The organism is Dyella sedimenti, from assembly GCF_022760995.1.
GTDB lineage: Bacteria > Pseudomonadota > Gammaproteobacteria > Xanthomonadales > Rhodanobacteraceae > Dyella > Dyella sedimenti.
On the sequence record NZ_JAKWJO010000006.1, the window covers coordinates 219,555 to 244,482 of the forward strand.

General features: G+C 69.0%; 14 protein-coding genes. 7 read left to right on the top strand and 7 right to left on the bottom strand.

Annotated features, from left to right (window positions below):
* Positions 1-38 precede the first annotated feature (38 nt).
* Together MJ605_RS14120 and MJ605_RS14125 are read left to right on the top strand one after the other, a co-directional pair.
* A complete protein-coding gene (locus MJ605_RS14120; protein WP_243042174.1) occupies positions 39-1,124 on the top strand; it encodes a uroporphyrinogen-III C-methyltransferase in 1,086 nt (361 codons plus the stop codon).
* Complete coding sequence (locus MJ605_RS14125) at positions 1,121-2,377, top strand: heme biosynthesis protein HemY (protein ID WP_243042175.1); 1,257 nt, start codon at positions 1,121-1,123, stop codon at positions 2,375-2,377. Before MJ605_RS14120 ends, MJ605_RS14125 begins: the two co-directional genes overlap by 4 nt.
* Positions 2,378-2,391: 14 nt before the next feature.
* Here the strand turns inward: MJ605_RS14125 and MJ605_RS14130 are convergent, their stop codons facing one another.
* The 5 genes from MJ605_RS14130 to MJ605_RS14150 all read right to left on the bottom strand — a co-directional run bounded on the left by MJ605_RS14130 (position 2,392) and on the right by MJ605_RS14150 (position 9,298).
* Positions 2,392-2,745: a hypothetical protein gene (locus MJ605_RS14130; RefSeq protein WP_243042176.1), complete on the bottom strand. Its 354-nt coding sequence runs from the start codon at positions 2,743-2,745 to the stop codon at positions 2,392-2,394.
* 143 nt (positions 2,746-2,888) lie between these two features.
* The gene (locus tag MJ605_RS14135; RefSeq protein ID WP_243042177.1) at positions 2,889-5,141 is read right to left on the bottom strand and encodes a DNA helicase II; all 2,253 of its coding nucleotides are present in this window, start codon (positions 5,139-5,141) and stop codon (positions 2,889-2,891) included.
* 134 nt (positions 5,142-5,275) lie between these two features.
* Positions 5,276-7,228 carry a serine hydrolase domain-containing protein gene (locus tag MJ605_RS14140; RefSeq protein ID WP_243042178.1) on the bottom strand — a complete coding sequence of 651 codons (1,953 nt, stop codon included), beginning with the start codon at positions 7,226-7,228 and terminating at the stop codon, positions 5,276-5,278.
* Between the two features lie 125 nt (positions 7,229-7,353).
* A complete protein-coding gene (locus MJ605_RS14145) occupies positions 7,354-7,572 on the bottom strand; it encodes a hypothetical protein (RefSeq protein ID WP_243042179.1) in 219 nt (72 codons plus the stop codon).
* Between the two features lie 109 nt (positions 7,573-7,681).
* Complete coding sequence (locus MJ605_RS14150) at positions 7,682-9,298, bottom strand: alpha-glucosidase family protein (protein WP_243042180.1); 1,617 nt, start codon at positions 9,296-9,298, stop codon at positions 7,682-7,684.
* Positions 9,299-9,790: 492 nt separating this feature from the next.
* Between MJ605_RS14150 and MJ605_RS14155 the strand changes: the two genes are divergently transcribed.
* The 5 genes from MJ605_RS14155 (at position 9,791) to MJ605_RS14175 (ending at position 20,501) form a co-directional block, all read left to right on the top strand.
* The gene (locus tag MJ605_RS14155; protein ID WP_243042181.1) at positions 9,791-12,739 is read left to right on the top strand and encodes a TonB-dependent receptor; all 2,949 of its coding nucleotides are present in this window, start codon (positions 9,791-9,793) and stop codon (positions 12,737-12,739) included.
* Between the two features lie 175 nt (positions 12,740-12,914).
* A complete protein-coding gene (locus tag MJ605_RS14160; protein ID WP_243042182.1) occupies positions 12,915-14,486 on the top strand; it encodes an alpha-amylase family glycosyl hydrolase in 1,572 nt (523 codons plus the stop codon).
* Positions 14,486-16,816 carry a glycoside hydrolase family 31 protein gene (locus MJ605_RS14165; protein WP_243042183.1) on the top strand — a complete coding sequence of 777 codons (2,331 nt, stop codon included), beginning with the start codon at positions 14,486-14,488 and terminating at the stop codon, positions 16,814-16,816. The genes MJ605_RS14160 and MJ605_RS14165 overlap by 1 nt, the downstream gene beginning before the upstream one ends.
* Positions 16,813-19,038 carry an alpha-L-rhamnosidase-related protein gene (locus MJ605_RS14170; RefSeq protein WP_425601015.1) on the top strand — a complete coding sequence of 742 codons (2,226 nt, stop codon included), beginning with the start codon at positions 16,813-16,815 and terminating at the stop codon, positions 19,036-19,038. Before MJ605_RS14165 ends, MJ605_RS14170 begins: the two co-directional genes overlap by 4 nt.
* The gene (locus MJ605_RS14175) at positions 19,035-20,501 is read left to right on the top strand and encodes an MFS transporter (protein ID WP_243042184.1); all 1,467 of its coding nucleotides are present in this window, start codon (positions 19,035-19,037) and stop codon (positions 20,499-20,501) included. The genes MJ605_RS14170 and MJ605_RS14175 overlap by 4 nt, the downstream gene beginning before the upstream one ends.
* Positions 20,502-20,601: 100 nt before the next feature.
* Here MJ605_RS14175 and MJ605_RS14180 read toward each other — a convergent pair whose 3' ends face one another.
* Positions 20,602-21,675, bottom strand: a complete 1,074-nt coding sequence (locus tag MJ605_RS14180; RefSeq protein ID WP_243042185.1) for a LacI family DNA-binding transcriptional regulator — start codon at positions 21,673-21,675, stop codon at positions 20,602-20,604.
* Between the two features lie 469 nt (positions 21,676-22,144).
* Entirely contained in the window at positions 22,145-24,889 is a 2,745-nt protein-coding gene (polA, locus tag MJ605_RS14185; RefSeq protein WP_243042186.1) for a DNA polymerase I, read from the bottom strand.
* Positions 24,890-24,928 lie beyond the last annotated feature (39 nt).

Genomic DNA, 24,928 nt, shown 5'->3' on the forward strand with positions numbered 1-24,928 from the left:
ATGTGGGGCCGCCGCCGTGGGCTGTTAGCATGTCGTCCATGAGCCAAGACGACTCCTTCACCGACACCGGCGCGGCCACGGGCGCGCCTTCTCCCGCTTCTTCCCGCCGTCCGGGGCCTGCGCGCCGTGGCGGCGGCACGCTGGCGGTGGCGCTGCTGCTGTCGCTGGCGGCCATCGGCGGCGCCGGCTATGTGGGCTGGCGCCAATGGCAGCAGGAACAGGGCCATGCCGCCGGCGACGAGGCGCTGCGCGTGTTGAAGCAGCGCGTGGACAGCCTGGAAAGCGCCTTCGGCGCCAGTGAGAGCGAGCGCAACCTGCTGCGCCAGCGCCTGGGCGATGCCGATCAGGTCAACCGCTCGCTGCGCGAGGAACTGCTGGGCCAGGCCGAGCGCACGCGCAACCTCGAGGACGCGGTGGCCAAGCTGTCGGAAAAGACCCTGTCGGGCCACGACGCCTTGCTGCTCGACGAGACTGAGTCGCTGTTGCGCATGGCCAAGGAGCGCTACGAACTGTTCCACGATGCGCAGGGCGCGCTCGCCGCCTATGCGCTGGCCGACCAGGCGTTGTCGGCGGTGGACGATGGCGCGTTCTCCGGCCTGCGCCAGAGCATCGGCGCCGAGCGCGAGGCGCTGGCCAGGAGCCAGCCCGCCGCGCTCGATGCCTCCCTGGCGGCGCTGACCGGCCTGCGCGCCGCGATGCAGTCCTTGCCGCTGAAGCCGCTGGATACCGCCGCTTCCGGCGATGCGGCCGGTGGTTGGTCGCGCATCGCGGCGGCGCTGGGCGACGTGGTGAAGGTGCAGCGCGCCAATGGCGCGCCGCTGTCGGTGGCCGACGCGCGCTTTGCACGCGAACTGGCCGCGATCGACCTGGCCCAGGCCCAGGCCGCCCTGCTGGCTTTCGATCGCGATGCCTTCGTGGCCGCGCTCCAGCGCGCCGATGCAGGCATCGCCGCGCAGTTCGATACCGCCGCGCCGGCCGTGCAGCAGGCGCGTGCGCAGCTGGCCGCGCTGCTCGCCCGGCAGCCCGCCGCATCGGTGCAGCTGGGCGCCGCCCTCGGCGAGCTGCGCAACCTGCGCGCCGTGCATGCGCTCAAGCCGGTCGGCGGCAATGGGGCCAAGCCATGAAGTTGTGGCGCTGGATATTGCTGCTGGCGGTCGTGGCCGCGCTGGCCGCGTTCGGCTGGCATTGGATCGCCCAGGATCCGGGCTACGTGCTGGTGCAACTGCGCGGCTGGCAGGCGGAGACCACCGTAGTGGCCGCTGCGGTGCTGCTGCTGCTGGCCTGGGCGGTGCTGGGTTCGCTGTGGTACGCCGTGCGCTGGCCGTTCGGCGCGCTCACCCGCCGCCATCGCCGGCTCAGCCGGCAGAAGATGGGCGAGGGCCTGGTGGCGCTGGCGGAGGGCCGCCATGGCGATGCCGAGCGCGACCTGCACCGCGCCTCGCGCCTGGATGCACTGCGCGGTCCCGCCCTGCTGGCCGCCGCCGAGGCGGCCTCGCGGCGCGGCGAGCATGCGCGCGCACTCACCACGTTGGATGAAGCGGGCCAGGTGGTGCCGCGCGCCGCGCGCGTGCTGCGCGCCCGGGTGCTGCGCCGCGAAGGCCGTCCGGGCGAAGCGGTGAACCTGCTGGCCGCCGACGCGGACACCGCCAGCCTCACCCCCGGCGGCTGGCGCGAGCTGGCGCTGGCCGCCCTGGCCAGCGGCGACACGCGGCGCGCGCGCCAGGCCCTGGAACCCTTGCAGAAGAGCGGCGCGCTGGGCGCGCGCGGCTACAACGCGCTGGAAGCCCAGGTGCTCACCGCCGCGCTGCGCGCCGCGCCGGATGCGGCGGCGCTCAACGCGTTGTGGTCCCAGTTGCCCAAGACGCAGCGACGCGTGCCCGCCGCGATCGACGCCTATGCGCGCCAGGCCGCGTCGTACGGCATGGTGCTGCCGGCGATGGACGAGGTGGAATCGGCGCTGCGCCGCGAATGGTCGCCGCTGCTGGTCGATACCTACGGCCTGCTCGGCGGCGACGACGTCGAGGCACGCCTGCGCCGCGCCGAATCCTGGCTGGACGCGCATCCCAACGATGCCGCGCTGCTGCTCACCCTGGGCCGCATGTGCGCGCGCCAGCAGCTGTGGGGCAAGGCCGCACAATACCTGGAACGCGCGCTCGCGCTGTCGCCCGGCAGCGGCGCCTGGGAGACGCTGGGCGACGTCTACGCCGGCCAGGACGACGCGGCGATGGCCCAGCGCTGCTACCGCAACGCCCTCGCGCTGGCCCGCGGCGAACCGGTGCAGCCGCTGCCGCAGGGTACGCGCGCCACGCGCCTGGACACCCGTCCCATCGCGGTCGAGGAACGCAGCGAACACGGCGTGCCGCGTCTGCCGGAATAAGTTGTGGGAGCGGGTCAGCCGACCGAGATGGCCCAGGTGATGAAGCCGGCGTTGATCGCGGTGAACACCAGGGCGACCAGGAAGATGGCGTCCGCGACGCGTTCCAGGCGATGGTTGCGGCGCACGCTGCGGGTACGCAGCGCCCAGTAGGAAAGCAGGCAGGAAGCCAGGTACAGCAGGGAGTTCACCGCCAGCAGGTCGTCGCCGAGCAGGTCCTCCTTGCGCAGCGAGATCACCACGCGAAGGATGCCGATCACCGTCAGGCAGACGCCCACCATGGCGGCCGAGGCGGTGAAGATGTGCACGCAGAGGTCGTCGTCGAGCCGCTGGCGGCGTGGGCTGGAAGCCGGGTCTGGGTTCGGGGTCATGGCGGGACCGTCGCTGGATGCCGGGAGCATGGTGCCACGATGCGGCGCTCCACATCCTCCCTGTCATGTGGGAGCGCACCCTGTGCGCGACTTGGTATCGCCATCCGAGTCGCGCACAGGGTGCGCTCCCACAAGCGCTGACTCTACACCGGCGTCAGGTTGGCATACGCATAGACCAGCCACTTGCTGCCGCTGGAGGCGAAGTTCACTTGGATGCGCATATGCGCGCCGCTGCCTTCGGCGCTGACCACCACGCCCTCGCCGAAGCTGGGATGGCTGACGCGTTGGCCGAGCTTGAGCGGCAGGGTCTCTTCCAGCGAGGCCGGGCCGGAGCTGCCGGGACGCGCGCCATAGAGCGGACGGCTGACCTGCACGCGCGGGCGCACCTCGTCGATCAGCTCGGGCGGGATCTCGGCGAGGAAGCGCGAGGGGCGCGCCAGCATCTCCACGCCGTGCATGCGGCGCGATTCGGCGTAGGTGATGAACAGCCGCTCGCGGGCGCGGGTGATGCCCACGTAGGCCAGGCGGCGCTCCTCCTCCAGCCGGCCCTCGTCCTCGACCGAGCGCTGGCTGGGGAACAGGCCTTCCTCCATGCCCACCAGGAACACCACCGGGAATTCCAGGCCCTTGGCCGAATGCAGCGTCATCAGCTGCACGCAGTCGTCCCAGGCCTCGCCCTGGCCCTCGCCGGCCTCCAGCGCGGCGTGCGAGAGGAAGGCGGCCAGTTCGCCGAGGCCCGCCTCCACGTCCTCGGGCGTGGGTTCGAAACGGCTGGCCACGTTGACCAGTTCGTCCAGGTTCTCCACCCGCGCCTCGCCGTTGCCGCGGCCGTCCTTCTCGTAGAAGTCGCGCAGGCCCGTATGGGTGATGGCGTGCTCGATCTGCTCCGCGAGGGTCATCGCTTCCGCGGGGGGAGGGTTGGGTGAGGCGGCATCCGGAGCGGTACCCGCCAGGCTTCCCGGCTCATCCCGCAGGGGGGCGAAGGCGCGTGCCATGTCCTCGATCATCGCGAGGAACGCCTTGACCGCGTTCTTCGCGCGGCCGGCCAGTTCCTTGCCGCCCAGTTCGCCGAGCGCGGCCTCCCACATCGAGCTGCCCTCGGCTCGGGCGCGGCGGCGCAGCACGTCCAGCGTGCGGTCGCCGATGCCGCGCGGCGGCGTGTTCACCGCGCGCTCGAAGGCGGCATCGTCGTGGCGGTTGGCCGACAGGCGCAGGTAGGCCAGCGCGTCCTTGATCTCCGCGCGCTCGAAGAAGCGCTGGCCGCCGTACACGCGGAACGGGATGTCCCGCTGCATCAGCTGTTCTTCGAAATTGCGCGACTGCGCGTTGGAACGGTAGAGGATGGCGCAGTCGCGCGCGGAGCCGTGCTCGGCGATGTATTCGCGGATGCGCTCGATCACGAAGCGCGCCTCGTCCTGCTCGTTGTAGGCGGCATACAGCGCGATGCGCTCGCCGTCGCCGCCGTCGGTCCACAGCTGCTTGCCCAGGCGGCCGCCGTTGCGCGCGATCACGCTGTTGGCCGCCTTGAGGATGGTGGCGGTGGAGCGGTAGTTCTGCTCCAGCTTGATGGTCCTGGCGCCGGGGAAATCGCGGAGGAACTGCTGCACGTTTTCCACCTTGGCGCCGCGCCAGCCGTAGATGGCCTGGTCGTCGTCGCCCACCACGAACACCTGGCCGGTGTGGCCCGCCAGCACGCGGATCCACGCGTACTGCAGCGTGTTGGTGTCCTGGAACTCGTCGATCAGCAGGTAGCGCCAGCGCTCCCGGTAGTGCTCCAGCACCTGCGCGTTGTTGAGCCACAGCTCGTGCGCGCGCAGCAGCAGCTCGGCGAAATCGACCAGCCCGGCGCGGCGGCAGGCGTCCTCGTAGGCCTGGTAGATCTGCACCAGGGTGCGCGTCATCGGGTGGTCGCGGTGCTCGATGTTGTCGGGGCGCTTGCCCTCGTCCTTCCACTGGTTGATCTGCCAGGTGGCCTGGCGCGGCGGGAAGCGCGCCTCGTCCAGTCCCAGCCCGGCGACCACGCGCTTGACGATGCGCTGCTGGTCGTCGGCGTCGAGGATCTGGAAACCTTCCGGCAACCCCGCCTCGCGCCAGTGGCGGCGCAGCAGGCGATGCGCGATGCCGTGGAAGGTGCCGACGGTAAGCCCCTGCGTGTGGCCGGGGATCAGCTGGTCCAGGCGCGCGCGCATCTCGCCCGCGGCCTTGTTGGTGAAGGTGACGGCGAGGATGGCCCACGGCGGCACGCCCATCACCTCGGTGAGCCAGCCGATGCGGTGGGTGAGCACGCGCGTCTTGCCGGAGCCGGCGCCGGCGAGCACGAGATAGTGGCCGGGCGGCGCGCATACCGCCTCGCGCTGCGCGTCGTTGAGCTTGTCGATCAGGTGGGAAACATCCATCCGGCCATTGTAGCGGTCCTGGCATGCCTGGACCTTCCCTGTGGGAGCGCACCCTGTGCGCGACAAGCCTATGGCGCGGCAATGCTACGGTTCGCAGTCGCGCACAGAGTGCGCTCCCACAAGGGAAGGGTGGGTCAGTAATCGAAATGGGGGCCCAGCAGATGGAACGTCGCGATGAAGGCGATCGCGGCCAGGCAGGCCAGCAGCAACAGGCTGCCGCTGATACGCCGCCACCAGGCGCCGCGCGTGCGCCAGGCGCGCCATGCCTCGATGGCCACGGGAAGCGTGCCCAGCACGGCCAGCACGCCGATCAGCTGCAGCAACAGCAGCCGCGTCTCCAGTCGAGGCATGCCCAGCCGCGGCAGCATCAGGTACCAGCCGCCGGCGAACAGCAGGTAGAGCAGGGGCGTCGCGCGGCTGAGGCGATACCAGCGCTCGTCACCTTCCGGCAGGGCGGCGGACAGGCCGCGACGACGCAGCAGCGCCAGCACCGGCCAGGACAGCACGACCAGCGCGAAGACCGCGAGCAGCACCATCACCACGAGGGCCACGCGTGCCGGCGACCAGTCCCTGGCGGGCAGGAACACCTGCACGGGCGACAGCGTATCGGTCGACCACATGAGCACCTGTCCATCGCGCACCCGCGCCGCCAGGCGGTGTCCCGTGGCGTCGTCCACCCAGACGTAGGGCTTCACCTCGCGCCACGGTTCGGTGCCGAGCTGGGGCACGCGCAACGTGCCGTCCGGCGCCACGCGCATCCACACCGGATGGAACAGCTCGCGCAGGGCCAGCACGTTGCTGCGCGAGGTGACGCTGGACGTATAGCGGCCCGCCAGTTGCCCGGCGTGCTGCTTCGCGGTCGCCAGCGTCGGCTGCTTCAGCTGCGGCAGCGGCGGGAAGTAGCGCTGGCTGAAATCATCGACCAGCCGGCGCAGCAGGCGCGGTTCCGGGTTGCCGTCGATGGCGATGAACAGGCCCGCGTGCGGCTCGGGAAACAGTGCCAGCAGGCTGTGGAAATCGGGAAGGTCGCCGCCGTGGCCGAGGATCACCTGGCCGTCGCGGTCCAGGCGCATGAAGCCCAGCGCCATGCCGGGCAGGCCCGGGATGGCCGTGCGCTGGTAGCCCTGCATCTGTTTCACGCTGGCCTGTTCCAGCAGCTGCGCCTCGCCGGCGCGGCCGAATTGCAGGTGCGCGATCATGAAGCGAGCCATGTCCCCGCCGCTGATCGACAAGCCGCCTGCCGGCGCCGCCGTGCGCAACTGGAAAGGCTGCGGCGGCGCATCGGCGCGGCGGTAGCCCGGCGCCGCATCCGCCTGCAAGGCCGCTGGCAAGGGTTGTCGGAAACTGGCATGCCGCATGTCCAGCGGCGCGAAGATGCGCTGCTCCATGTAGGCGTCGAACGGCAGGCCGGAGACGCGCTGCACGATGTAGCCCGCCAGTGCCGCGCCGTAGGCGGAGCAGGCCGGCACCTCGCCCGCGGGATGGATCCGCGCGGGCACCCAGCGCTTCAGCCACGCCTCGTTGCCCATCAGCGCGGCCGGGTCGGTCGCGTAGCGGTCGCGCAGCACATCTTCGAAGCCCGCCGTATGCGTCATCAGGTCCCGCAGCGTCACCGGCTTGCCGTCGCGCGGCGGAATGGCGAAGTCGAGATAGCGATTGACGTCGGCGTCGAGGTCGAGCTTGTGCTGTTCCACCAGCTGCATCACCGCGGTCCAGGTGAACAGCTGGGAGATCGAGGCCACGCGGAACATCGTGGTGGCCGGGTCGACCGGCTTCCTCGCCGCCACGTCGGCATAGCCATAGCCCTTGGCCACCAGCACGTTGCCGTCCTTCACCACCACCGCCACGGCGCCGGCAAGATTGCCCGAAGCCATGCCCTTGGCCATCTGTTCGTCGAGCCACGGCTGTACGTCCGCCGCGCTCAAGTCGTGCGCGCCCAGTGGCGTGACCGTGGCCGCCCGGCTTTCCGGCAGCGGGGTGATCTGGATCGGTGCCTGCGCCTGCGCCGATGCCGCCCATGCCAGCGCCAGCCAGGCGACGCCTCGATGCAGCCAATGCGGGCATCGTCCGGCGGCGACTGCATTCATCGTGTGGCTCCCGTGGCGGCCGAGATGGCGAGGCGAAGGGCAAGTATGCCGTGCCGTTCCAGGCACGGCGTCGGCACCACGTCAACGCGCGTCAGCGCACTTTCAGCTCCGTTGCGCGGGAACCGTCAGTGCTTCTTGAGGAAACCGCCCAGCGCCAGCACGGCGCCGACCACGATGCCGGCGATGCCCGCCCAGGTCGGAATGGCTTGGTCATGCGTGGCGGTGAGCTTGGCCGAGCCGACCTGCACCAGCGTGTCGGTGGTCTGGTAGCTGCCGTGGCCGGACACGATCCACACGCCGGCGGCCAGCAGAAGAAGGCCAAGGATGATCAACACTGCGCGCATGGGGCTCTCCCGGGAATCGGTGGCCCGATCATAGGTGCCGGCGGCGGATGGGGAAAGTCGACGGCGGCGCCAGCCTGCGCGTCCGCCGCCGGAGGGGAAATGCCCATGCTTAACCCACGCGTGCGAACAAGGCGCCATGGCCCGGCAGGCGCAGTCCTTCGCCGTCCCACTGGCCCGTGGCGAGGCCATGGCCGTCGATGGGCGTCAGGGCGCCCAGCGCGGGCAGCGGCAGGGTCACCGCCTCCCGGGAAAGGTTGAACGCGACCAGCACGGTGTCCTCGCCGTGCTGGCGGGTGAACGCCAGTACCGGCTCGGGCGCGTCGATGAAGCAGATGCTGCCCCAGCGCAGCGCCGGCTGGCCCTTGCGCCAGGCCATGAAGGCACGGAAGCCGTTCAGCGCCGAATCGGCCGCCGCTTCCTGCACGCTCACCGCCAGTGCGCGGTGCTCGGCCGGCACCGGCAGCCACGGCTCGCCCACGCTGAAGCCGGCGTGGATGCCGCCGTTCCACGGCATCGGCGTGCGGCAGCCGTCGCGGCCCTTGAAGTTGGGCCAGAAGGTGATGCCGTAGGGATCCTGCAGCGCCTCGAACGGCACCTCGGCCTCGGTCAGGCCCAGTTCCTCGCCCTGGTATACGCATACCGAGCCGCGCAGCGAGCACACCATCGCGCTGAGCAGGTTGGCCAGCCGCGGCGAGGCGTCGCCGTTGCCCCAGCGGCTGAGCACGCGCGCCACGTCGTGGTTGGAGATGGCCCAGCACGGCCAGCCCTCGCGCATCTGCGCCTCGAGGTTCTCCACCGTGCTGCGGATGTAGGCTGCGTTGAAGTCGTCGGTGAGCAGCTCGAAGCTGTAGCCCATGTGCAGGCGGTGGCCGCTGGTGTACTCGGCGGTGGTGGCCAGCGAATCCTCCGAGGAGATCTCGCCGATCGCGGCCACCTCGTCGTACTGGTCCATCAATGCGCGCAGCTCCTCCAGGAAAGCGAGGTTCTCCGGCTGCGTGTTGTTGTAGTAGTGGTACTGGAACGCGTACGGGTTGTCCGGGCTGAAGCCGCGGCCCACGCGCTTGTCCTCCGGCTTGGGTGGGTTGTCGCGCAGCAGGCGGTCGTGGAAGCAGAAGTTGATCGCGTCCAGGCGCAGGCCGTCCACGCCTTTGTCCAGCCAGTACTTCACTTCCGCCAGCACGGCGCGGCGCACGTCCGGGTGGTGGTAGTTGAGGTCCGGCTGCGAGGTCAGGAAGTTGTGCAGGTAGTACTGGCCTCGGCGCGGCTCCCATTGCCAGGCGCAGCCGCCGAACAGCGACAGCCAGTTGTTCGGCGGCGTGCCGTCGTCTCTGGCGTCGGCCCACACGTACCAGTCGGCCTTGGGGTTGTCGCGGCTCTGGCGGCTTTCGCGGAACCAGGCGTGCTCCGCCGAGGTGTGGCTGAGCACTTGGTCGATCATCACCTTCAGGCCCAGGCGGTGCGCCTTGGCCAGCAGGCGGTCGAAGTCGTCGTTGTTGCCGAACAGCGGATCGACCTCGCGGTAGTCGGCGATGTCGTAGCCGAAGTCGGCCATCGGCGAGCGGAAGAACGGCGCGATCCAGATCGCGTCCACGCCAAGGCTGGCCACATAGTCGAGCTTGTCGATGATGCCGGGCAGGTCACCCACGCCATCGCCGTTGGTATCCATGAAGCTGCGTGGATAGATCTGGTAGGTGACGGCTCCGCGCCACCACGGTGCTTCGCTCATGTTGCATGTCCCGTGTTCGCCCAATGCGCGCTCACTGCGAAACCCCTGGCCTGAGCGAAGCGCGGGGGCAGCTTAAAGGCAGAGCGCGGGGCGGACGCCTCGACTGCATACGTATTCAAAAAACCATCATATTGCGGCGCAGCAAGGCGCATGGCGAGGCGCGGGGCAGCGCACGCGGCATGTGCGCCGGCGCACGGAAAACCGTGGCGCCATCGAACTTTCCACGCGCGGAAGCGTCGCCGCCGCCACTGCGCCGGCGTTGCGGGCCGACGAGGCGAGCCGTTGGAGTTTTGTCAAAGGTGCACAAAAAAACCGGGGTATGAATACGTATGCATGGGCCTGTTCGCCATTTCTTGCAGCCCTACCATGGCCGCCACGCGACGGGGCCCTCCGAATCTTCGGCATGCACTGGCGCGTAGCCCGCGGCAGTCTGTGGGGACTGCCGCGGCAACTACAAAACCAATGAATGTCAAACCCGTGGGAGGGGAAGACGTGATCCTGAAACGTAATGTGCTGGCCCTGGCGCTGGCGTCCGGCCTCTGTTTCACCGCCGGCATCCAGGCGGCGCCCGGCGATGCCGCCGCGGGCAATGGTGCGACCGGCGACCAGGCGACGCCGGCCAATGCGCAGCAGAACAGCCAGGGCGCCACTGGACAGAATGGCAACGGCCAGAACGCCAACGGCGACACCAAGCAGACCCAGGACCAGCAACTGGCCAAGAGCCTGTCGACCATCACGGTCACCGGCTACAACCAGAGCATGGAAAAGTCGATCGACTACCAGCGCTACGCCGACACGATCCAGAACGTCATCACCTCCGCCGACATCGGCGGCCTGCCCGACCAGTCCATCGCCGACGCGCTGACCCGCCTGCCGGGCGTGACCGCCGAGCGCATCGCCGGCCAGGCCTCGCAGATCAACATCCGCGGCCTCTCCGGCAACTTCATCCAGACCACCCTGGATGGCCGCGAGCAGCCATCCACCAGTGGCAGCAACTACATCCAGTTCGACCAGTACCCGTCCGAGCTGATCAACATGGCCACGGTGTACAAGTCCTCGCAGGCCTCGCTGATCACCGGCGGCGTGGGCGGCACCATCGGCATGGAGACGGCCAACCCGCTGGACGCGCCCAAGAGCCAGAACCTCAACATCGACGCGCGCGGCAGCTACGACGGCCAGGCGCACGACGTGAGCGGCGCCAACGCGGTGGGCTATCGCCTGAGTGCGGCCTACCAGGGCAAGTTCCTCGACAACACGCTGGGCATCGGCCTGGGCGTGGCGCAGATGTACCAGCCCCACGTGTCCGAGCAGTTCGTGGGCGAGGCTTCCGACGGTTCCCAGTACGCCATCAACTCGCAGCCGGGCGCGCCGACGGGCTACTTGCCCGAAGGCATCCAGTTGCAGCAGAACGGCGGCGAGGAGCGCCGCACCGGCGAGATCGCCACCATCGTGTGGAAGCCCACCGACGAGCTGCAGGTCACCGGCGACGGATTCTTCTCCAAGTTCAAGAACGAGTCGTTCGGCTACGGCTTCCGCTCGCAGAACTTCTACGGCAACAACACGCAGATCACCAATCCGGTGTGGAGTTCGCTGGGCACGCTGATCGGCGGCACGGTGTCGAGCAATCCTGTCGCCGGCATCGACCCGCGCACGAGCAGCGCCTACGGCAACCAGTTCTCCAACGAGACCACCGCCGACAACTACACCACCACCACCAGCGTGTTCTCTGGCGGCATCAACCTGAAGTGGAACCACGACAACTGGCACATCGACTCGGACATCTCGCTGTCGCGCGCGACGAGCAACGAGATCAACGTCGATACCACGGCCGATCCGTACTCCGGCCTGGGCACGGCGAACCCGCAGCTGATGGCGCAGTCAATGAACTTCCAGCTGCGCGGCGGCAACGTGGGCAAGGCGCAGTTCGGCGATCCGAGCCTTTACACCAACCTCGCCGACATGGGCCTGTCGCGTTACGGCGTGTACCCGTACATCTACCACGACAAGATGAAGGCCTTCCGCACCAGCGTGAAGTACGACCTGCCCAACAGCTCCTGGCTGTCGGCGCTGGAAGCGGGCGTGTACCTCAACAACCACAACTACAACGCCGACCGCGAGGCCTACGTCTACGGCTCGGAGTGGAACACCACCCCGGTGGCGGGCCAGCCGCCGCTGAGCATTCCGGCCGGCGACGCCAAGGTCACCTGCTGGAAGGGCAAGTTCTCCGGCTTCCCGTGCTTCCTCACCCTGAACGGCCCTGGGATCCTGGCCGCGCACGGCATCACCGCCAACCCGGTGAAGGACATCAACGCCAACAGCTGGACCTACGTGCAGAGCGGCGAGGTTGCCGAGAAGACCCGCGACCTGTTCTTCATGGCGGACATCGACGCGCAGAACGTATTCGGCCACGAGCTGACCGGCAACGTGGGCATCCGCGTGTCGCGCCAGTCGCAGTACAGCGATGGCCTGCAGCAGGTGGGCAACGGCGCCGGCATCCCGATCACCGACGGCAACGGCTTCACCAGCTACGACTACGCGCCGATCAACGTCGGCAAGACCTACACCGATTACCTGCCGTCGCTGAACCTGATCTACCACCTCTCCGACGACGACCAGGTGCGCTTCTCGGCGGCCAAGGTGCTCTCGCGTCCGCCGATCGACAAGATGCTGGCCGGCGCGGGCTCGTGGATTAGCAATGGACAGTACAACGTCTACGGCGGCACCAGCCCGCTGCTGGATCCGCTGCGTGCGCAGCAGTACGACCTCGACTACGAGCACTACTTCGACGATTCGTCGGGCGCGGTCACCGCGGGCGTGTTCTTCAAGGACGTGAAGTCCTTCGTGCAGGACATCACCCTCAACAACTACGACTTCGCCGCGGCCGGCATCACCGTGCCGACCGACCCGACCACCGGCAAGCCGTACCTCAACGGTGAGTACCAGACGGCCTACAACGCCAAGGGCGGCCTGGTGCGCGGCCTGGAGCTGTCCGGCTCCAAGACCCACTTCCTGCCCGGCATCCTGTCCGGCCTGGGCGTGCAGGCGAACTTCGCGCTGACCTCCAGCACGGTGCGCAACCCGACCAACCTGGGCGGTCCGACCACCTACGTCGGCCTGCCGGGCCTGTCCAAGCGCGTGGCCAGCGCGGCGCTGTTCTATGACTACGGTCCGTTCTCGGCCCGCCTGTCCGGCAACTACCGCTCCTCGTTCCTGTCCGACACGCAGATCGCGGTGACCAACCAGCTGGTGACCTTCGCGGCCGAGACGGTGTACGACCTGCAGGCGTCCTACGACATCACCAAGCAGTTCCGGGTGGTGTACCAGATGCTCAACCTGACCAACCAGCCGACCCGGACCTACTTCGGCGGCAACCCGCAGCAGACCGGTACGATCCAGTACTTCGGACGTACCAGCTACCTGGGCGTGGAGTTCAAGCTGTAAGCCACGATCGCGCCGGCGCCCCGCAAGGAGCGCCGGCGCGATGCTTTCGGGCGTCCTGCGCATCGCGGGCGCCAGCATCCCGCGAGGCCCGTCGTGGCGGCCACCTGCCCCGGCGAAGCCCGTGCCTGGTGTACCGTTCCATCGCAGGCCCCACGGCCAACGAATGGAGCAAGGCATGTCGCGGTATTCCTCGCTGAAATCTCTCGCCCTCCTGCTGGGGCTCGCCCTGGGCACGGGCGCCGCCCATCCCGCCACCGCGCTTGCCGGCGGGGCCGCGCCGGCGACGACGCAAGGCTCGGGCGTCTACTACGAAATCTTCGTGCGCGCCTGGTACGACACCAACGGCGATGGCATCGGCGACCTCAACGGCGTCACCGCCAAGCTCGATTACCTCAAGTCGCTCGGCATCAGCGGCATCTGGCTGATGCCGATCAACGTCTCGCCCAGCTACCACGGCTACGACATCACCGACTACTACGGCATCAACCCGCAGTACGGCACGGTGGCCGACTTGCAGCACCTGGTCGACGAGGCGCACAAGCGTGGCATCGCGGTGACCATGGACATGGTGATCAACCATACCGGCAGCGACCACCCGTGGTTCGCCGACGCACAGAAGACCGGCGAGGCGCATCGCGACTGGTACACCTGGTCGCTCCAGCGGCCGGACCTTCGCGCCATCAGCGCCACCGATACGCCGATCTGGCACCAGGGCGGCGAGGGCTGGTACATCGGCGTGTTCGGCGGCCACATGCCCGACCTCAACTACGACAACCCGGCCGTGCGTGCCGAGATGATCAAGGTGGGCCAGTACTGGCTGGGCAAGGGCGTGGACGGATTCCGCCTGGATGCGGCCAAGCACATCTACGTCGACTTCAAGTCCGACGAGCACAGTCCCAAGGCGGTGCAGAAGAATGCCGCGTGGTGGACCGAATACCACGCCGCGCTGGCCAAGGTGAACCCGAACGTGACCCTGGTCGGCGAGGTCAGCGCCAAGTCGCCAAGGGAACTGGCGCCGTATCTCAAGCCGCTGGGCTCGATCTTCGACTTCCCGCTGGCCGAGCAGTTGATCCTGAGCGCCCGCGGCGAGCAGACCGGCCGGCTCGACCAATTGCTCAAGGACACCTACGCCGCCTACGCCATCGCGGGCGACGCGCCCCATATCGACTCCACCTTCCTGTCCAACCACGACCAGGAACGCGTGATGAGCCGCCTCGACGGCAACCTCGACCATATGCGCATGGCCGCGGCGATGCTGCTGACCTTGCCCGGCCGTCCGTACATCTACTACGGCGAGGAACTGGGCATGGAAGGCAGGAAGCCCGACGAGAATCTGCGCGAGCCGATGCGCTGGCAGCGTGAGGCAGGTCCGGGCGAGTCGCGCTGGAAACCTTCCAGCGTGAACCAGGGCCAGGCGGTGTCAGTGCAGGCCGAGCAGGACGATCCCACCTCTCTGTTCAACACCTATCGCACGCTGATCGGCTGGCGCGCGCAGAGCGGCGCGCTGCGCGACGGCAAGCTGGAAGTCGTCGGCACCGGCAACCCGCACCTGTTCGCGTTCTGGCGCGATGACGGCAAGCAGCGCGTGCTGGTGGTGCACAACCTTTCGGGCAAGGCCATCGCATGGAAGCCGGCGGCGAAGCTGCTGCCCAGGAAAGGCGCCGTGCTGTTCAAGAGCAAGCCCGAGGTGACGCTGGTCCATGGCCAGCTGAGCCTGCCCGCCTACAGCAGCGCGGTGGTGCAGTGATGCGCGCGCGCCTGCTTGCCCTGGCCTTGCTGGCCGCGCCGGCCGCACCTTGCGCGGCCGCCGCGCCAGCGGCGGATGCCGCCGCCGACCGCATGGCGCTGGAACTGCCGCAGGGCAAACTCGAACTGCGCCTGCTGGCGCCGGGCATCGTGCAACTGCGCGCGGAGGGCGTGCGCGAACCGGCCACGCCGGTGATCGACCCGCAGGCCAGCTTCGATCCGGTGCCCGCGCATCGCGAGCAGCAAGGCGGCGAGCAGGTGCTGCGTTCGGAGCGGCTGGTGCTGCGCTGGAACCCGCAACGCGCCGAGCTGCGCATGGAGGACGCCACCGGCCGGCTGCTGCTGGACGCTGATCTTTCGCATGCGCTCGCCGGCCGCTGGTCGCTGCGCCATGCCAAGGGCGACCCGCAGTACGGCGTGGGCGGCCTCAACGCCTTCGACGCCGCCACCGGCGACCTGCTGCGCAGCGGCGCCCAGGTCGCCACCGCCGGCAAGCAGGGCCACACCGGCGCGCCGCTGGTGTGGAGCACCGCCGGCTATGGCGTGTTGGCCGATGCCGAACCGGCGCGGTTTGAGCTTGCCGATGGCGCCATCGCCATCGACGCGGACACGCCGGTGCGCACCGTCTACCTGTTGGCCGGCCGCCCCGACGAGCTGTTCGGCGAGGTGCGCAGCCTCAGCGGCGCCGCGCCGCTGTTCCCCAAGTGGGCGATGGGCTTCACCAACAGCCAGTGGGGTATCGACGAGAAGGAAGCGCTGTCGCTGGTGGACACCTACCGCGCCAGGCACATCCCCATCGACAACTTCACCTTCGACTTCGATTGGAAGGCGTGGGGCGAGGACATGGGCGAGTTCCGCTGGAACGCCGACAAGTTTCCCGATGGCCCCAGCGGCAGGCTCAAGCAGCTGATGGACCAGCGCGGCATGCACATGACCGGCATCATGAAGCCGCGCGTGCACCTGGACACGGTGGAAGGCCGCGAGGCAACGGCGAAGGGCTACTGGCTGGCCGAGTCCAAGCCGGCGCCGGACTATTTCTCGCACAAGACCGTGCGCGACATCGATTTCGACAAGCCCGAGGCGCGCGCCTGGTTCTTCAACGATGCGCTGAAGGCCTCCTTCGACACAGGCATCGTGGGCTGGTGGAACGACGAGGCGGACGACAGCGGCGTCGACACGCAGTTCCTCAACATGCAGCGCGCCCTGTACGACGGCCAGCGCGCGCACGGCGAGCAGCGCGTGTGGTCGATCAACCGCAACTTCTACCTGGGCTCGCAGCGCTACGCCTACGGCGTGTGGTCCGGCGACATTCAGAGCGGTTTCGCCAGCATGGCGGCACAGCGCCAGCGCATGCTGGCCGCCTTCGACGTGGGGGCGATGCACTGGGGCATGGACGGCGGCGGCTTCAAGTCGCCGAGGCCCAGCGACGAGAACTACGCGCGCTGGATCGAGTTCGGCGCGTTCACGCCGGTGTTCCGCGTGCACGGCGATTTCGGCCAGAAACGCCAGCCGTGGGTGTACGGACCCATCGCGGAGAAGGCGGCCACCGACGCCATCCGCCTGCGCTACGCGCTGCTGCCGTACATCTACAGCTACGAGTACCACGCGCACGCCGACGGCGTGGGCCTGGTGCGTCCGCTGCCGTTCGCCTACCCGGGCGATCCCAGGCAGCGCGACCGCATCGACGCGTGGATGTTCGGCGACTACCTGCTGGTCTCGCCCATCGTCGAACAGGGCCAGACCACCAAGCACCTGCGGCTGCCGCCCGGACATTGGATTGGCTGGTTCGACGGCAAGGCCTACGACGGCGGCCGCGAGGTGACGCTGGCGGTCGACGCGAAGGGCTGGAGCGATATCCCGCTGTTCATCCGCGAGGGCGCCATCATCCCGCAGCAGCCGGTGATGGACTACGTGGGCCAGCAGCCGGTGACGTCGCTGGACGTGCAGGTGTTTCCTTCCGGCGAGGAAACGCGCTTCGACGTCTACGACGACGATGGCGCCACCTACGCCTACGAGAAGGGCGCGTACTTCCTGCAGGCGCTGGCCACGCGCCGCGAGGGCGATGGCGTGGACTTCCGCGCCGCCGCCCCCGGCGGCACCTTCAAGCCGGCCTTGCGCGACTACGTGCTGGCCATCCACGGGGGGGCCGGCTCGGCGGTCACCAGCGCTGGCAAACCCTTGCCGGACCTTGGCACCATCGGCGCCCTGCGCGCGTCGACGTCGGAAGGCTGGGCACGCGGACGAGACCGTTTCGGAGAGGTGACCTACGTGAAGCTGCAGGCAGGACAGGCGCGCGATATTCGTGTTGACGGCATGGCGGTGGCGCCATGAGGGGCGGGCAGGGCGTGAAGCGCACGCGACTGGCGCTGGCCCTGGCGGCATGGCTCGCCGCGGGCGCCGCGCAGGCCGGGGTGATCGATGCCCATGACGGCATCCAGTGGAACGGCCAGTCGGCCAGCATGAGCGCGCAGGCGGGCGGCGGCTTCGTGCTGCATGCGCCACGAGGCGACCACGCCATTCCCGCGCAGAAGCTGGCCGTGCATACGGCCAGCACGCTGTTCGACGGCCTGTTCGCCATGGCGCAGGACGACCTCGGCCACGATTCGGTGGCGGCCATCAAGGACGGCGCCTACGACCACGGCAAGGAGATTCCCTGCGCGTGCTTCGCCACGGGCGACAAGTGGCCCTACGTGTGGACGCGCGACCTGTCCTACTCGGTGGACCTGTCGCTGTGGCGCATCGATCCGGCGCGCGCGCGCCAGTCGTTGCGCTTCAAGCTCTCCGACGTGCGCGACGCGGCGGCGCCGCAGGGCCTGTACGTGATGCAGGACACCGGTTCGGGCGGCAGCTGGCCGATCAGCACCGACCGCGTAGTGTGGTTCCTGGGCGCGCGCCACCTGCTCGACGATCCTTCCTTCGCCGACGAGACGTGGCAGGCGCTGCAGGACACGCTGGCGCAGGATCGCCTCTACGTGTTCGACGGCGCGCTGGGCCTGTATCGCGGCGAGACCTCCTTCCTCGACTGGCGCGAGCAGACCTATCCGGCATGGACGGAGAAGGACGTGCGCTTTATCGGCGAATCCTTCGCGCTGTCCACCAACGTGCTGCACTACCAGGCGTTGCAACTGGCCGCGCAACTGGCGGACAAGCGACACGACGCGGCGGCGAAGGACTATCGCGCGCAGGCCGAGGCACTGAAGCAGGCGATCAACGCGCATTTCTGGCGCGCCGACCGCGGCCTGTACATGAGCTATCTCGGACCCGGCGCGATGCCGGTGGACAGCTACGACCTGCTCGGCATCGCCCTGGCGGTGACCAGCGGCGTGGCCGACCCGGCACGGGCCAGGCAGGCGCTGGCGAGCTATCCGTCGTGGCCGGCCGGCAGTCCGGTGATCTGGCCCGAGCGCCGCGACCAGCCCGTCTACCACAACCGCGCCATCTGGCCGTTCGTCAGCGCCTATGCGCTGCGCGCCGCGCGCACGGTGGACGATGCGCCGCGCATCGCCCACGAGATGGATTCGCTGGTGCGCGGCGCCGCGCTGGCCGGCTCGAACATGGAGAACTACGAGCTGGTCTCGCAGGCGGTGCACGTGGACGAAGGCAAGCTGAGCGGCCCGGTGGTCAACTCGCCGCGCCAGCTATGGTCGGTGGCGGGTTACCTGGACATGGTGATCGGCGGCGTGTTCGGCCTGGAGAGCGATGGCCGCATCGCCCCGAAGCTGCCGGCGTCGTGGCTGTCCACGCTGTTCGGCCGGCAGCAGCGCATCACGCTCGACCTCGGCACGCAGCGCATCACCCTGGTGCGCCCCGCCGAGGTGCACGGCGACCTGCTGGTCAGCGCTGCGCAGCACCGCGAGGGCGACGAGACGGTGGTCCAGCTCAAGGCCGTCGACTCCGGCGCGGCGCCAATGCGTACCGGCGCCACGCTGTTCGGGCCGGCCATGCCGGACGCGCCGACGGTGACCGATGCCGGCGACCACTGGGATATCGCGGCGCCGGCCAAGGGCGTGCTGTATCTCGATGGCCGCCGCGTGGGATCGATCGACGGCAAGCTGTCGGTGCCCAAGGGCATATCGCGCCAGTGCTTCCAGCTCACCCGCATGGACCAGGACGGCCTCGAATCGTTGCCGGGCCTGCCCGCCTGCGTGGGGGCGGAGCAGCGCATCGCCGGCACGGACGGCTGGACCTGGAAGGCGCCCGCCACCGGCCGCTTCGACGTGTCGTTCGACTACGCCAATGCCCATGGCACGATCGAGACCGGCGTGACGGCGGCGGTGAAGCTGCTGGAAGTGGCCTGCGATGGTGCGGCGCCACAACGCGTGCCGGTGGTGATGCCGCATAGTGTGGGCGCGCAGCGTTCGACCACGGCGGCGTTTTCCGCGTCGGCCGGGGCGACCTGCCGCTTCCGCATGGACCAGGGATTCAACATGAGCGACCTGCGCCACAACGCGCACTACACCGGCGAGCAGGGCGGAGCAGGCGGTCCGGTGAACGCGGCCGACGTCCAGGCCATGCACGTGTCGCCGGCGCCGCAGGGACCGTCCGCCCCATGACGCGCAAGCCCGAGCTGTCGTTCTGGCAGATCTGGAACATGTGCTTCGGCTTCCTGGGCATCCAGTTCGGCTTCGCGCTGCAGAACGCCAACGTCAGCCGCATCTTCCAGACGCTGGGCGCGGACGTGGCGGACATCCCGGTGCTGTGGATCGCCGCGCCGCTGTCGGGCCTGATCGTGCAGCCCATCGTGGGCCACCTGTCCGACCGCACCTGGACGCGCCTGGGCCGGCGCCGGCCGTATTTCCTGATCGGCGCGGTGCTCACCACGCTGGCCCTGCTGTGGATGCCCAACTCGCCCACGCTGTGGGTGGCGGCGGGACTGCTGTGGATCATGGATGCCTCCATCAATATCTCGATGGAGCCGTTCCGAGCCTTCGTCGGCGACCAGTTGCCGACCCGCCAGCGCCCGCACGGCTACGCCATGCAAAGCTTCTTCATCGGCGTGGGCTCGGTAGTGGCCTCGCTGCTGCCGTGGCTGCTGGCCAAGCTGGGGGTGAGCAACGCGGCGGGCGAGGGCGGCATCCCGGACACGGTGAAATACGCCTTCTACCTTGGCGGCGCGGTGCTGCTGGGCTCGGTGCTGTGGACGGTGCTGAGCACGCGCGAATACCCGCCCGAACAGCTCGGCGCCTTCGACGACGGCGCCACCGAGGATGTCGCCGCGCCGGTGGCGGGCGCCTGGCGGGTGGGCCTGTTGCTGTTGGGTCTGGGCGCGCTGCTGCTGGCGCTGATCCACCTCTACGCGCTGGAGAAGGAGATGTACCTGCTGGGCGGCGGCCTGGTGGCGTTCGGCGCGCTGTTCGCCTGGCTGTCGGCCACGCGCAGCCAGGGCATGCTGCGCCAGGTGATGGGCGATCTCTACGGCATGCCTGAGCCGATGCGGCGGCTGGCCTGGGTGCAACTGTTCTCGTGGTTCGCGCTGTTCGCGCTGTGGATCTACACCACGGCCGGCGTGACCTCGGTGCACTACGGCACCACCGACACCCACTCGGCCGCCTACAACGAGGGCGCCAACTGGGTCGGCGTGCTGTTCGCCGCCTACAACGCCTTCGCCGCGGTGGCGGCGGTGGCCATTCCCTGGATGGTGCGCCGCTGGGGCTTGCGCGTGAGCCACCTGGTGAACCTGTGGCTGGGCGGCATCGGCCTGCTGTCGTTCCTGCTGATCCGCGACCCGCAGTGGCTGCTGCTGTCGATGGTGGGCGTGGGCTTCGCCTGGGCGTCGATTCTCTCGCTGCCGTACGCGCTGCTGTCGGACAGCCTGCCGGCGGGGAAGATGGGCGTCTACATGGGCATCTTCAATTTCTTCATCGTGATCCCCCAATTGCTGGCCGCCAGCGTGCTGGCCCTGCTGCTGCGCCTGTTCTTCCACGGCCAGCCGATCTGGGCCCTGGCCATGGGCGGCGCCAGCCTGCTGCTGGCGGGCGTATGCACGTTGCGGGTGGCCGAGCCGTCGCGGCGATAGAGATACCTTCCCCCTTGTGGGAGCGCACCCTGTGCGCGACTTTCGCATGGCTGCTGTCGCGCACAAGGTGCGCTCCCACAGGAAATCAAGACAGCAGCGATCAGCGCGGCCTGAGGCTCGACTGCCGCACGATCAACTTCGCGGGCAGCTTCGCGCTTTCCGCCGGCTCGCGGCGAATCAGCCGCAGCAGGTTGTCGACCAGGATCTCGCCAGCCAGCTTGGTGTCCTGCAGCACCGTGGTCAGCGGCGGGTTGACGAAGCTGGCCATGGGAATGTCGTCGAAGCCGGCCAGCGCCACGTCGGCGGGCACCTTCAGCCCGTGGTCGGCCAGCGCGCGCATGGCGCCGATGGCGATCAGGTCGCTGGCGGCGAACACGGCGTCGAAGCTCACCCCGCGCGCCAGCAGGGTCTCCATTGCCGCGTAGCCGGAGCGCTCGGTGCTCTCGGCGTCCACCTGCAGCAACGGCTCCACGTCCAGCCCGCCTTCGCGCAGCGCCTGCGCATGGCCGCGGTAGCGGTCGAAGAATTCCGGGTAATGACTGGAGGCGTCGCCCAGGAAGGCGATGCGGCGATAGCCCTGCCCGGCGAGGTGCGCGGTCACCGCATGGCCGCCGCTGACGTTGTCGCAGCCTACCGAGATATCCGGCTGGTCCGGCAGCACCGCGCCCCAGCGCACGCAGCGCGTGCCCTGGTCCACCAGCTTCTGCAGCTTGTCGCGGATGGCCAGGTAGTCGCCGTAGCCCAGCAGGATGATGCCGTCGGCCTTCTTGCTGTCGGCATAGTCCGCATGCCAGTCGCGCGAGAACTGCTGGAACGAGATCAGCAGGTCGTAGCCGCGCTGCGCGCTGGCCCGGGTGATCGAGCCCAGCATGGACAGGAAGAACGGGTTGATGTGCGAATCGTCCGCCGTCGGGTCCTCGAACAGCAGCAGCGCCAGCGTGCCGGTGGTGCGCGCGCGCAGGCCGGAGGCGTTCTTGTCCACCTTGTAGTTGAGCTCGTCCACCGCCGCCTGGATGCGCCGCCGGGTCTCCTCGTTGACCAGCGGGCTGCCGCGCAGCGCGCGCGACACCGTGGACTGGGAGACCCCGGCCAGGTGGGCGATATCGAACGAGGTGACTTTTCCCTTGGTGCGCACGCTGCCGGGACCCTTGAGGCGAAGCAGGCCGTCATCCATGCGGCCCGACGGTTGGATGGCGCAAATCCTAGCGGCTCGAGTGCTCGCTGTCCTTTCGCGGTGCAAGGCCGGGCCGCGGGCGAAAAAAAGCCCCGAGGATTAGGGGGGAATCCTCGGGGCCGGGGTGGTAGCGCAGCCCAGGGGAGAGGCCCGCTTGCCGGGTGGCTCATCCAGGGAGGTGGTGAGCCTGGGATGCCGTTGCGTGCATCCGAGTATTGAGAACGCGGGGCGGAGGAAAAGTTGCAGGCTTTGGAGGAATTCTGGTTAGCGGGGATTCATTTGACGAAATTTCAACGTTTAGCCGGCTACTGCTCCGCGCCTCCCTATTGTAGGAGCACCCTGGCGCAGGCGCGGCAACCGAGAACCGAGGCTCTGGATTCCGGCCTACGCCGGACAAAAGGAGGTCGCGCACAGGGTGCGCTCCCACAGGGTGGGGAGTGAGGGCGGCATGCCAAGGAAAAAGCCGACCTCAGTGTGCCTGATCCCAATTCGTTCCCACTCCCGCCTCCACCAGCAACGGCACGGCCAGCGACGCCGCCCCCGACATCCGCTCGACCACGCCGGCGCGCACTTCCTCCACCACGTCCTGGCGCACCTCGAACACCAGTTCGTCGTGCACCTGCATCAGCATGCGGGCGTCGTCGTCGCGCTGCAGCAGCCAGCCGTGCACGTCGATCATGGCGCGCTTGATGATGTCGGCGGCGGTGCCCTGCATCGGGGCGTTGACGGCGGCTCGCTCGGCGCCAGCGCGTAGGGCCTGGTTGCGGGCGCTGAGGTTGTCCAGGTAGAGGCGGCGGCCGAACAGGGTTTCCACGTAGCCGTCGCGGTGGGCGCGTTCGCGGGTGGCTTCCATGAAGGCGTGCACGCCGGGATAGCGGGCGAAGTAGCGGGCCATGTAGTCGCCGGCCTCGCCGCGGTCCACGCCCAGCTGGCGGGCCAGGCCGAAGGCGCTCATGCCGTACATCAGGCCGAAGTTGATCGCCTTGGCGGCGCGGCGCTGGTTGGGTGTCACGTCCCCGGGCTGCAGGCCGAACACTTCGGCGGCGGTGGCGCGGTGCACGTCGCCGCCTTCCCGGAAGGCCTTGAGCAGGCCCTCGTCGCCGGACAGGTGAGCCATGATGCGCAGCTCGATCTGCGAGTAGTCCGCCGCCAGTACCACCCAGCCTTCCGGCGCCACGAAGGCCTGGCGGATGCGCCGGCCTTCCTCGGTGCGCACCGGGATGTTCTGCAGGTTGGGATCGGAGGAGGAGATGCGCCCGGTCGCCACCGCGCCCTGGTGGTAGCTGGTGTGCACGCGGCCGGTGCGCGGGTTGACCATCTCGGCCAGCTTGTCGGTGTAGGTGGAGCGCAGCTTGGCCAGGCCGCGGTAGTCCAGGATCAGGCGCGGCAGCGGATGGTCGCCGGCGATGGCCTCCAGTGCTTCCTCGTTGGTGGAAGGCTGGCCGGTGGGCGTCTTGAGCTTGGCGGGCAGGCCCAGTTCGTCGAACAGGATGGCCTGCAGCTGCTTGGGCGAATCGAGGTTGAACTCGCGGCCGGCGCCTTTCCAGGCTTCCTGCTGCAGTTCGAGCATGCGCTTGCCCAGCTGCTGGCTCTGCTTGCGCAGCTCGGCCACGTCGATCAGCACGCCGCGCTGTTCCATCGCGGCCAGCACCGGCACCAGCGGGATCTCGATGTCCTCGTACACCTTGCGCAGCGCGGGAATGCTTTCCAGCTTGGGCCACAGCGCGTGGTGCAGGCGCAGGGTGATGTCGGCGTCCTCGGCGGCGTAGCGGCAGGCGCTGTCCAGGTCTACCTGCGAGAACGGGATCTGCCTGGCGCCCTTGCCGGCCACCTGCTCGTACTTGACCGTCTCGTAGTCCAGGTACTTCCTGGCCAGCGAGTCCATGTCGTGGCGGGTGGCGGTGGCGTTCCACACGTAGGATTCCAGCATGGAGTCGTGCCGGAGCCCACGCAGCGCGATGCCGTAGTGCGACAGGATGTTGATGTCGTACTTGGCGTGCTGGCCGAGCTTGGGCCGGTTGGCATCCTCGAAGAACGGCTTGAGCGCGGCGAGCACGTGGTCGCGCGGCAGCTGCGCGGGCGCGCCGGGGTAGTCGTGGGTCAGCGGGACGTAGCAGGCGTGGCCGGGCTCCACCGACAGGCTGAGCCCGACGATGTCGGCCTGCATGCTGTCGATCGAGGTGGTCTCGGTGTCGAAGGCGATGAGCGGCGCGGTGGCGATCCTGGACAGCCAGGCGTCGAGCTGGGCCTGGGAGGTGACCAGCTCGTACCGGCCCTGCATGTTCAGCGCGGGCACGTCGGCCTCGCGCTGGATCACCGGGGGATGGGCTTCCTCGCCGGCCGGCGCCGGCGCGTCGCCGATGGCGACGGCACCGGCGTCCAGTTCCTTCAGCGCCGCCTTGAATTCGTAGCGGATGAACAGCTCGCGCAACGCATCCGCATGCTTCTCGCGCAGCGTGAGTCCGGTGACGGGCAGGTCCAGCGGTACGTCGGTCTTGATCGTCACCAGTTGGCGCGACAGCGGCAGCTGCGGCAGCGCCGCGCGCAGGTTCTCGCCGATCTTGCCGCCGATCTTGTCGGCGTTGGCCATCAGGTTGTCCAGCGTGCCGTACTCGGCCAGCCACTTCGCCGCCGTCTTGGGGCCGCACTTGGGCACCCCGGGCACGTTATCGACGGCGTCGCCGGTGAGCGCGAGGAAGTCCACGATCTGCGCGGGCTCCACGCCGAACTTCTCCACCACGCCGGGGCCGTCGGTGGTGGTGTTGGTCATGGTGTTGACCAGGGTGATGCCCGGGCGCACCAGCTGGGCCAGGTCCTTGTCGCCGGTGGAGATCTCCACCTCGATGCCCTGCGCGTGCGCCTGCTCGGCCAGCGTGCCGATCACATCGTCCGCCTCCACGCCGTCCACGCGCAGGATGGGGAAGCCCAGCGCGCCGACGATGGCGAGCATGGGCTCCACCTGGGCGCGCAGGTCGTCCGGCATGGGCGGCCGGTTGGCCTTGTACAGCTCGTACAGCGCGTTGCGGAAATTCGGGCCCGGCGCATCGCTGACGAAGGCCACGTAGTCCGGTCTGGCCTTCAGCGTGGCGCGCAGCATGTTGACCACGCCGAACAGCGCCCCGGTGGGCTCGCCCTGCGAATTGCTGAGCGGGGGCAGGGCGTGGAAGGCGCGGTAGAGGTAGGAGGAACCGTCGATGAGGATGAGCTTGGGCATGGCAGGGATTGTCGCATGGAGAGTGTCGGGGGGCCGGTT

Coding starts and splice junctions, on each gene's coding strand:
- MJ605_RS14120 (WP_243042174.1), top strand. CDS start 39: ATGAGCCAAGACGACTCCTTCACCGACACCGGCGCGGCCACGGGCGCG.
- MJ605_RS14125 (WP_243042175.1), top strand. CDS start 1,121: ATGAAGTTGTGGCGCTGGATATTGCTGCTGGCGGTCGTGGCCGCGCTG.
- MJ605_RS14130 (WP_243042176.1), bottom strand. CDS start 2,745: ATGACCCCGAACCCAGACCCGGCTTCCAGCCCACGCCGCCAGCGGCTC.
- MJ605_RS14135 (WP_243042177.1), bottom strand. CDS start 5,141: ATGGATGTTTCCCACCTGATCGACAAGCTCAACGACGCGCAGCGCGAG.
- MJ605_RS14140 (WP_243042178.1), bottom strand. CDS start 7,228: ATGAATGCAGTCGCCGCCGGACGATGCCCGCATTGGCTGCATCGAGGC.
- MJ605_RS14145 (WP_243042179.1), bottom strand. CDS start 7,572: ATGCGCGCAGTGTTGATCATCCTTGGCCTTCTTCTGCTGGCCGCCGGC.
- MJ605_RS14150 (WP_243042180.1), bottom strand. CDS start 9,298: ATGAGCGAAGCACCGTGGTGGCGCGGAGCCGTCACCTACCAGATCTAT.
- MJ605_RS14160 (WP_243042182.1), top strand. CDS start 12,915: ATGTCGCGGTATTCCTCGCTGAAATCTCTCGCCCTCCTGCTGGGGCTC.
- MJ605_RS14165 (WP_243042183.1), top strand. CDS start 14,486: ATGCGCGCGCGCCTGCTTGCCCTGGCCTTGCTGGCCGCGCCGGCCGCA.
- MJ605_RS14170 (WP_425601015.1), top strand. CDS start 16,813: ATGAGGGGCGGGCAGGGCGTGAAGCGCACGCGACTGGCGCTGGCCCTG.
- MJ605_RS14175 (WP_243042184.1), top strand. CDS start 19,035: ATGACGCGCAAGCCCGAGCTGTCGTTCTGGCAGATCTGGAACATGTGC.
- MJ605_RS14180 (WP_243042185.1), bottom strand. CDS start 21,675: ATGGATGACGGCCTGCTTCGCCTCAAGGGTCCCGGCAGCGTGCGCACC.
- polA (WP_243042186.1), bottom strand. CDS start 24,889: ATGCCCAAGCTCATCCTCATCGACGGTTCCTCCTACCTCTACCGCGCC.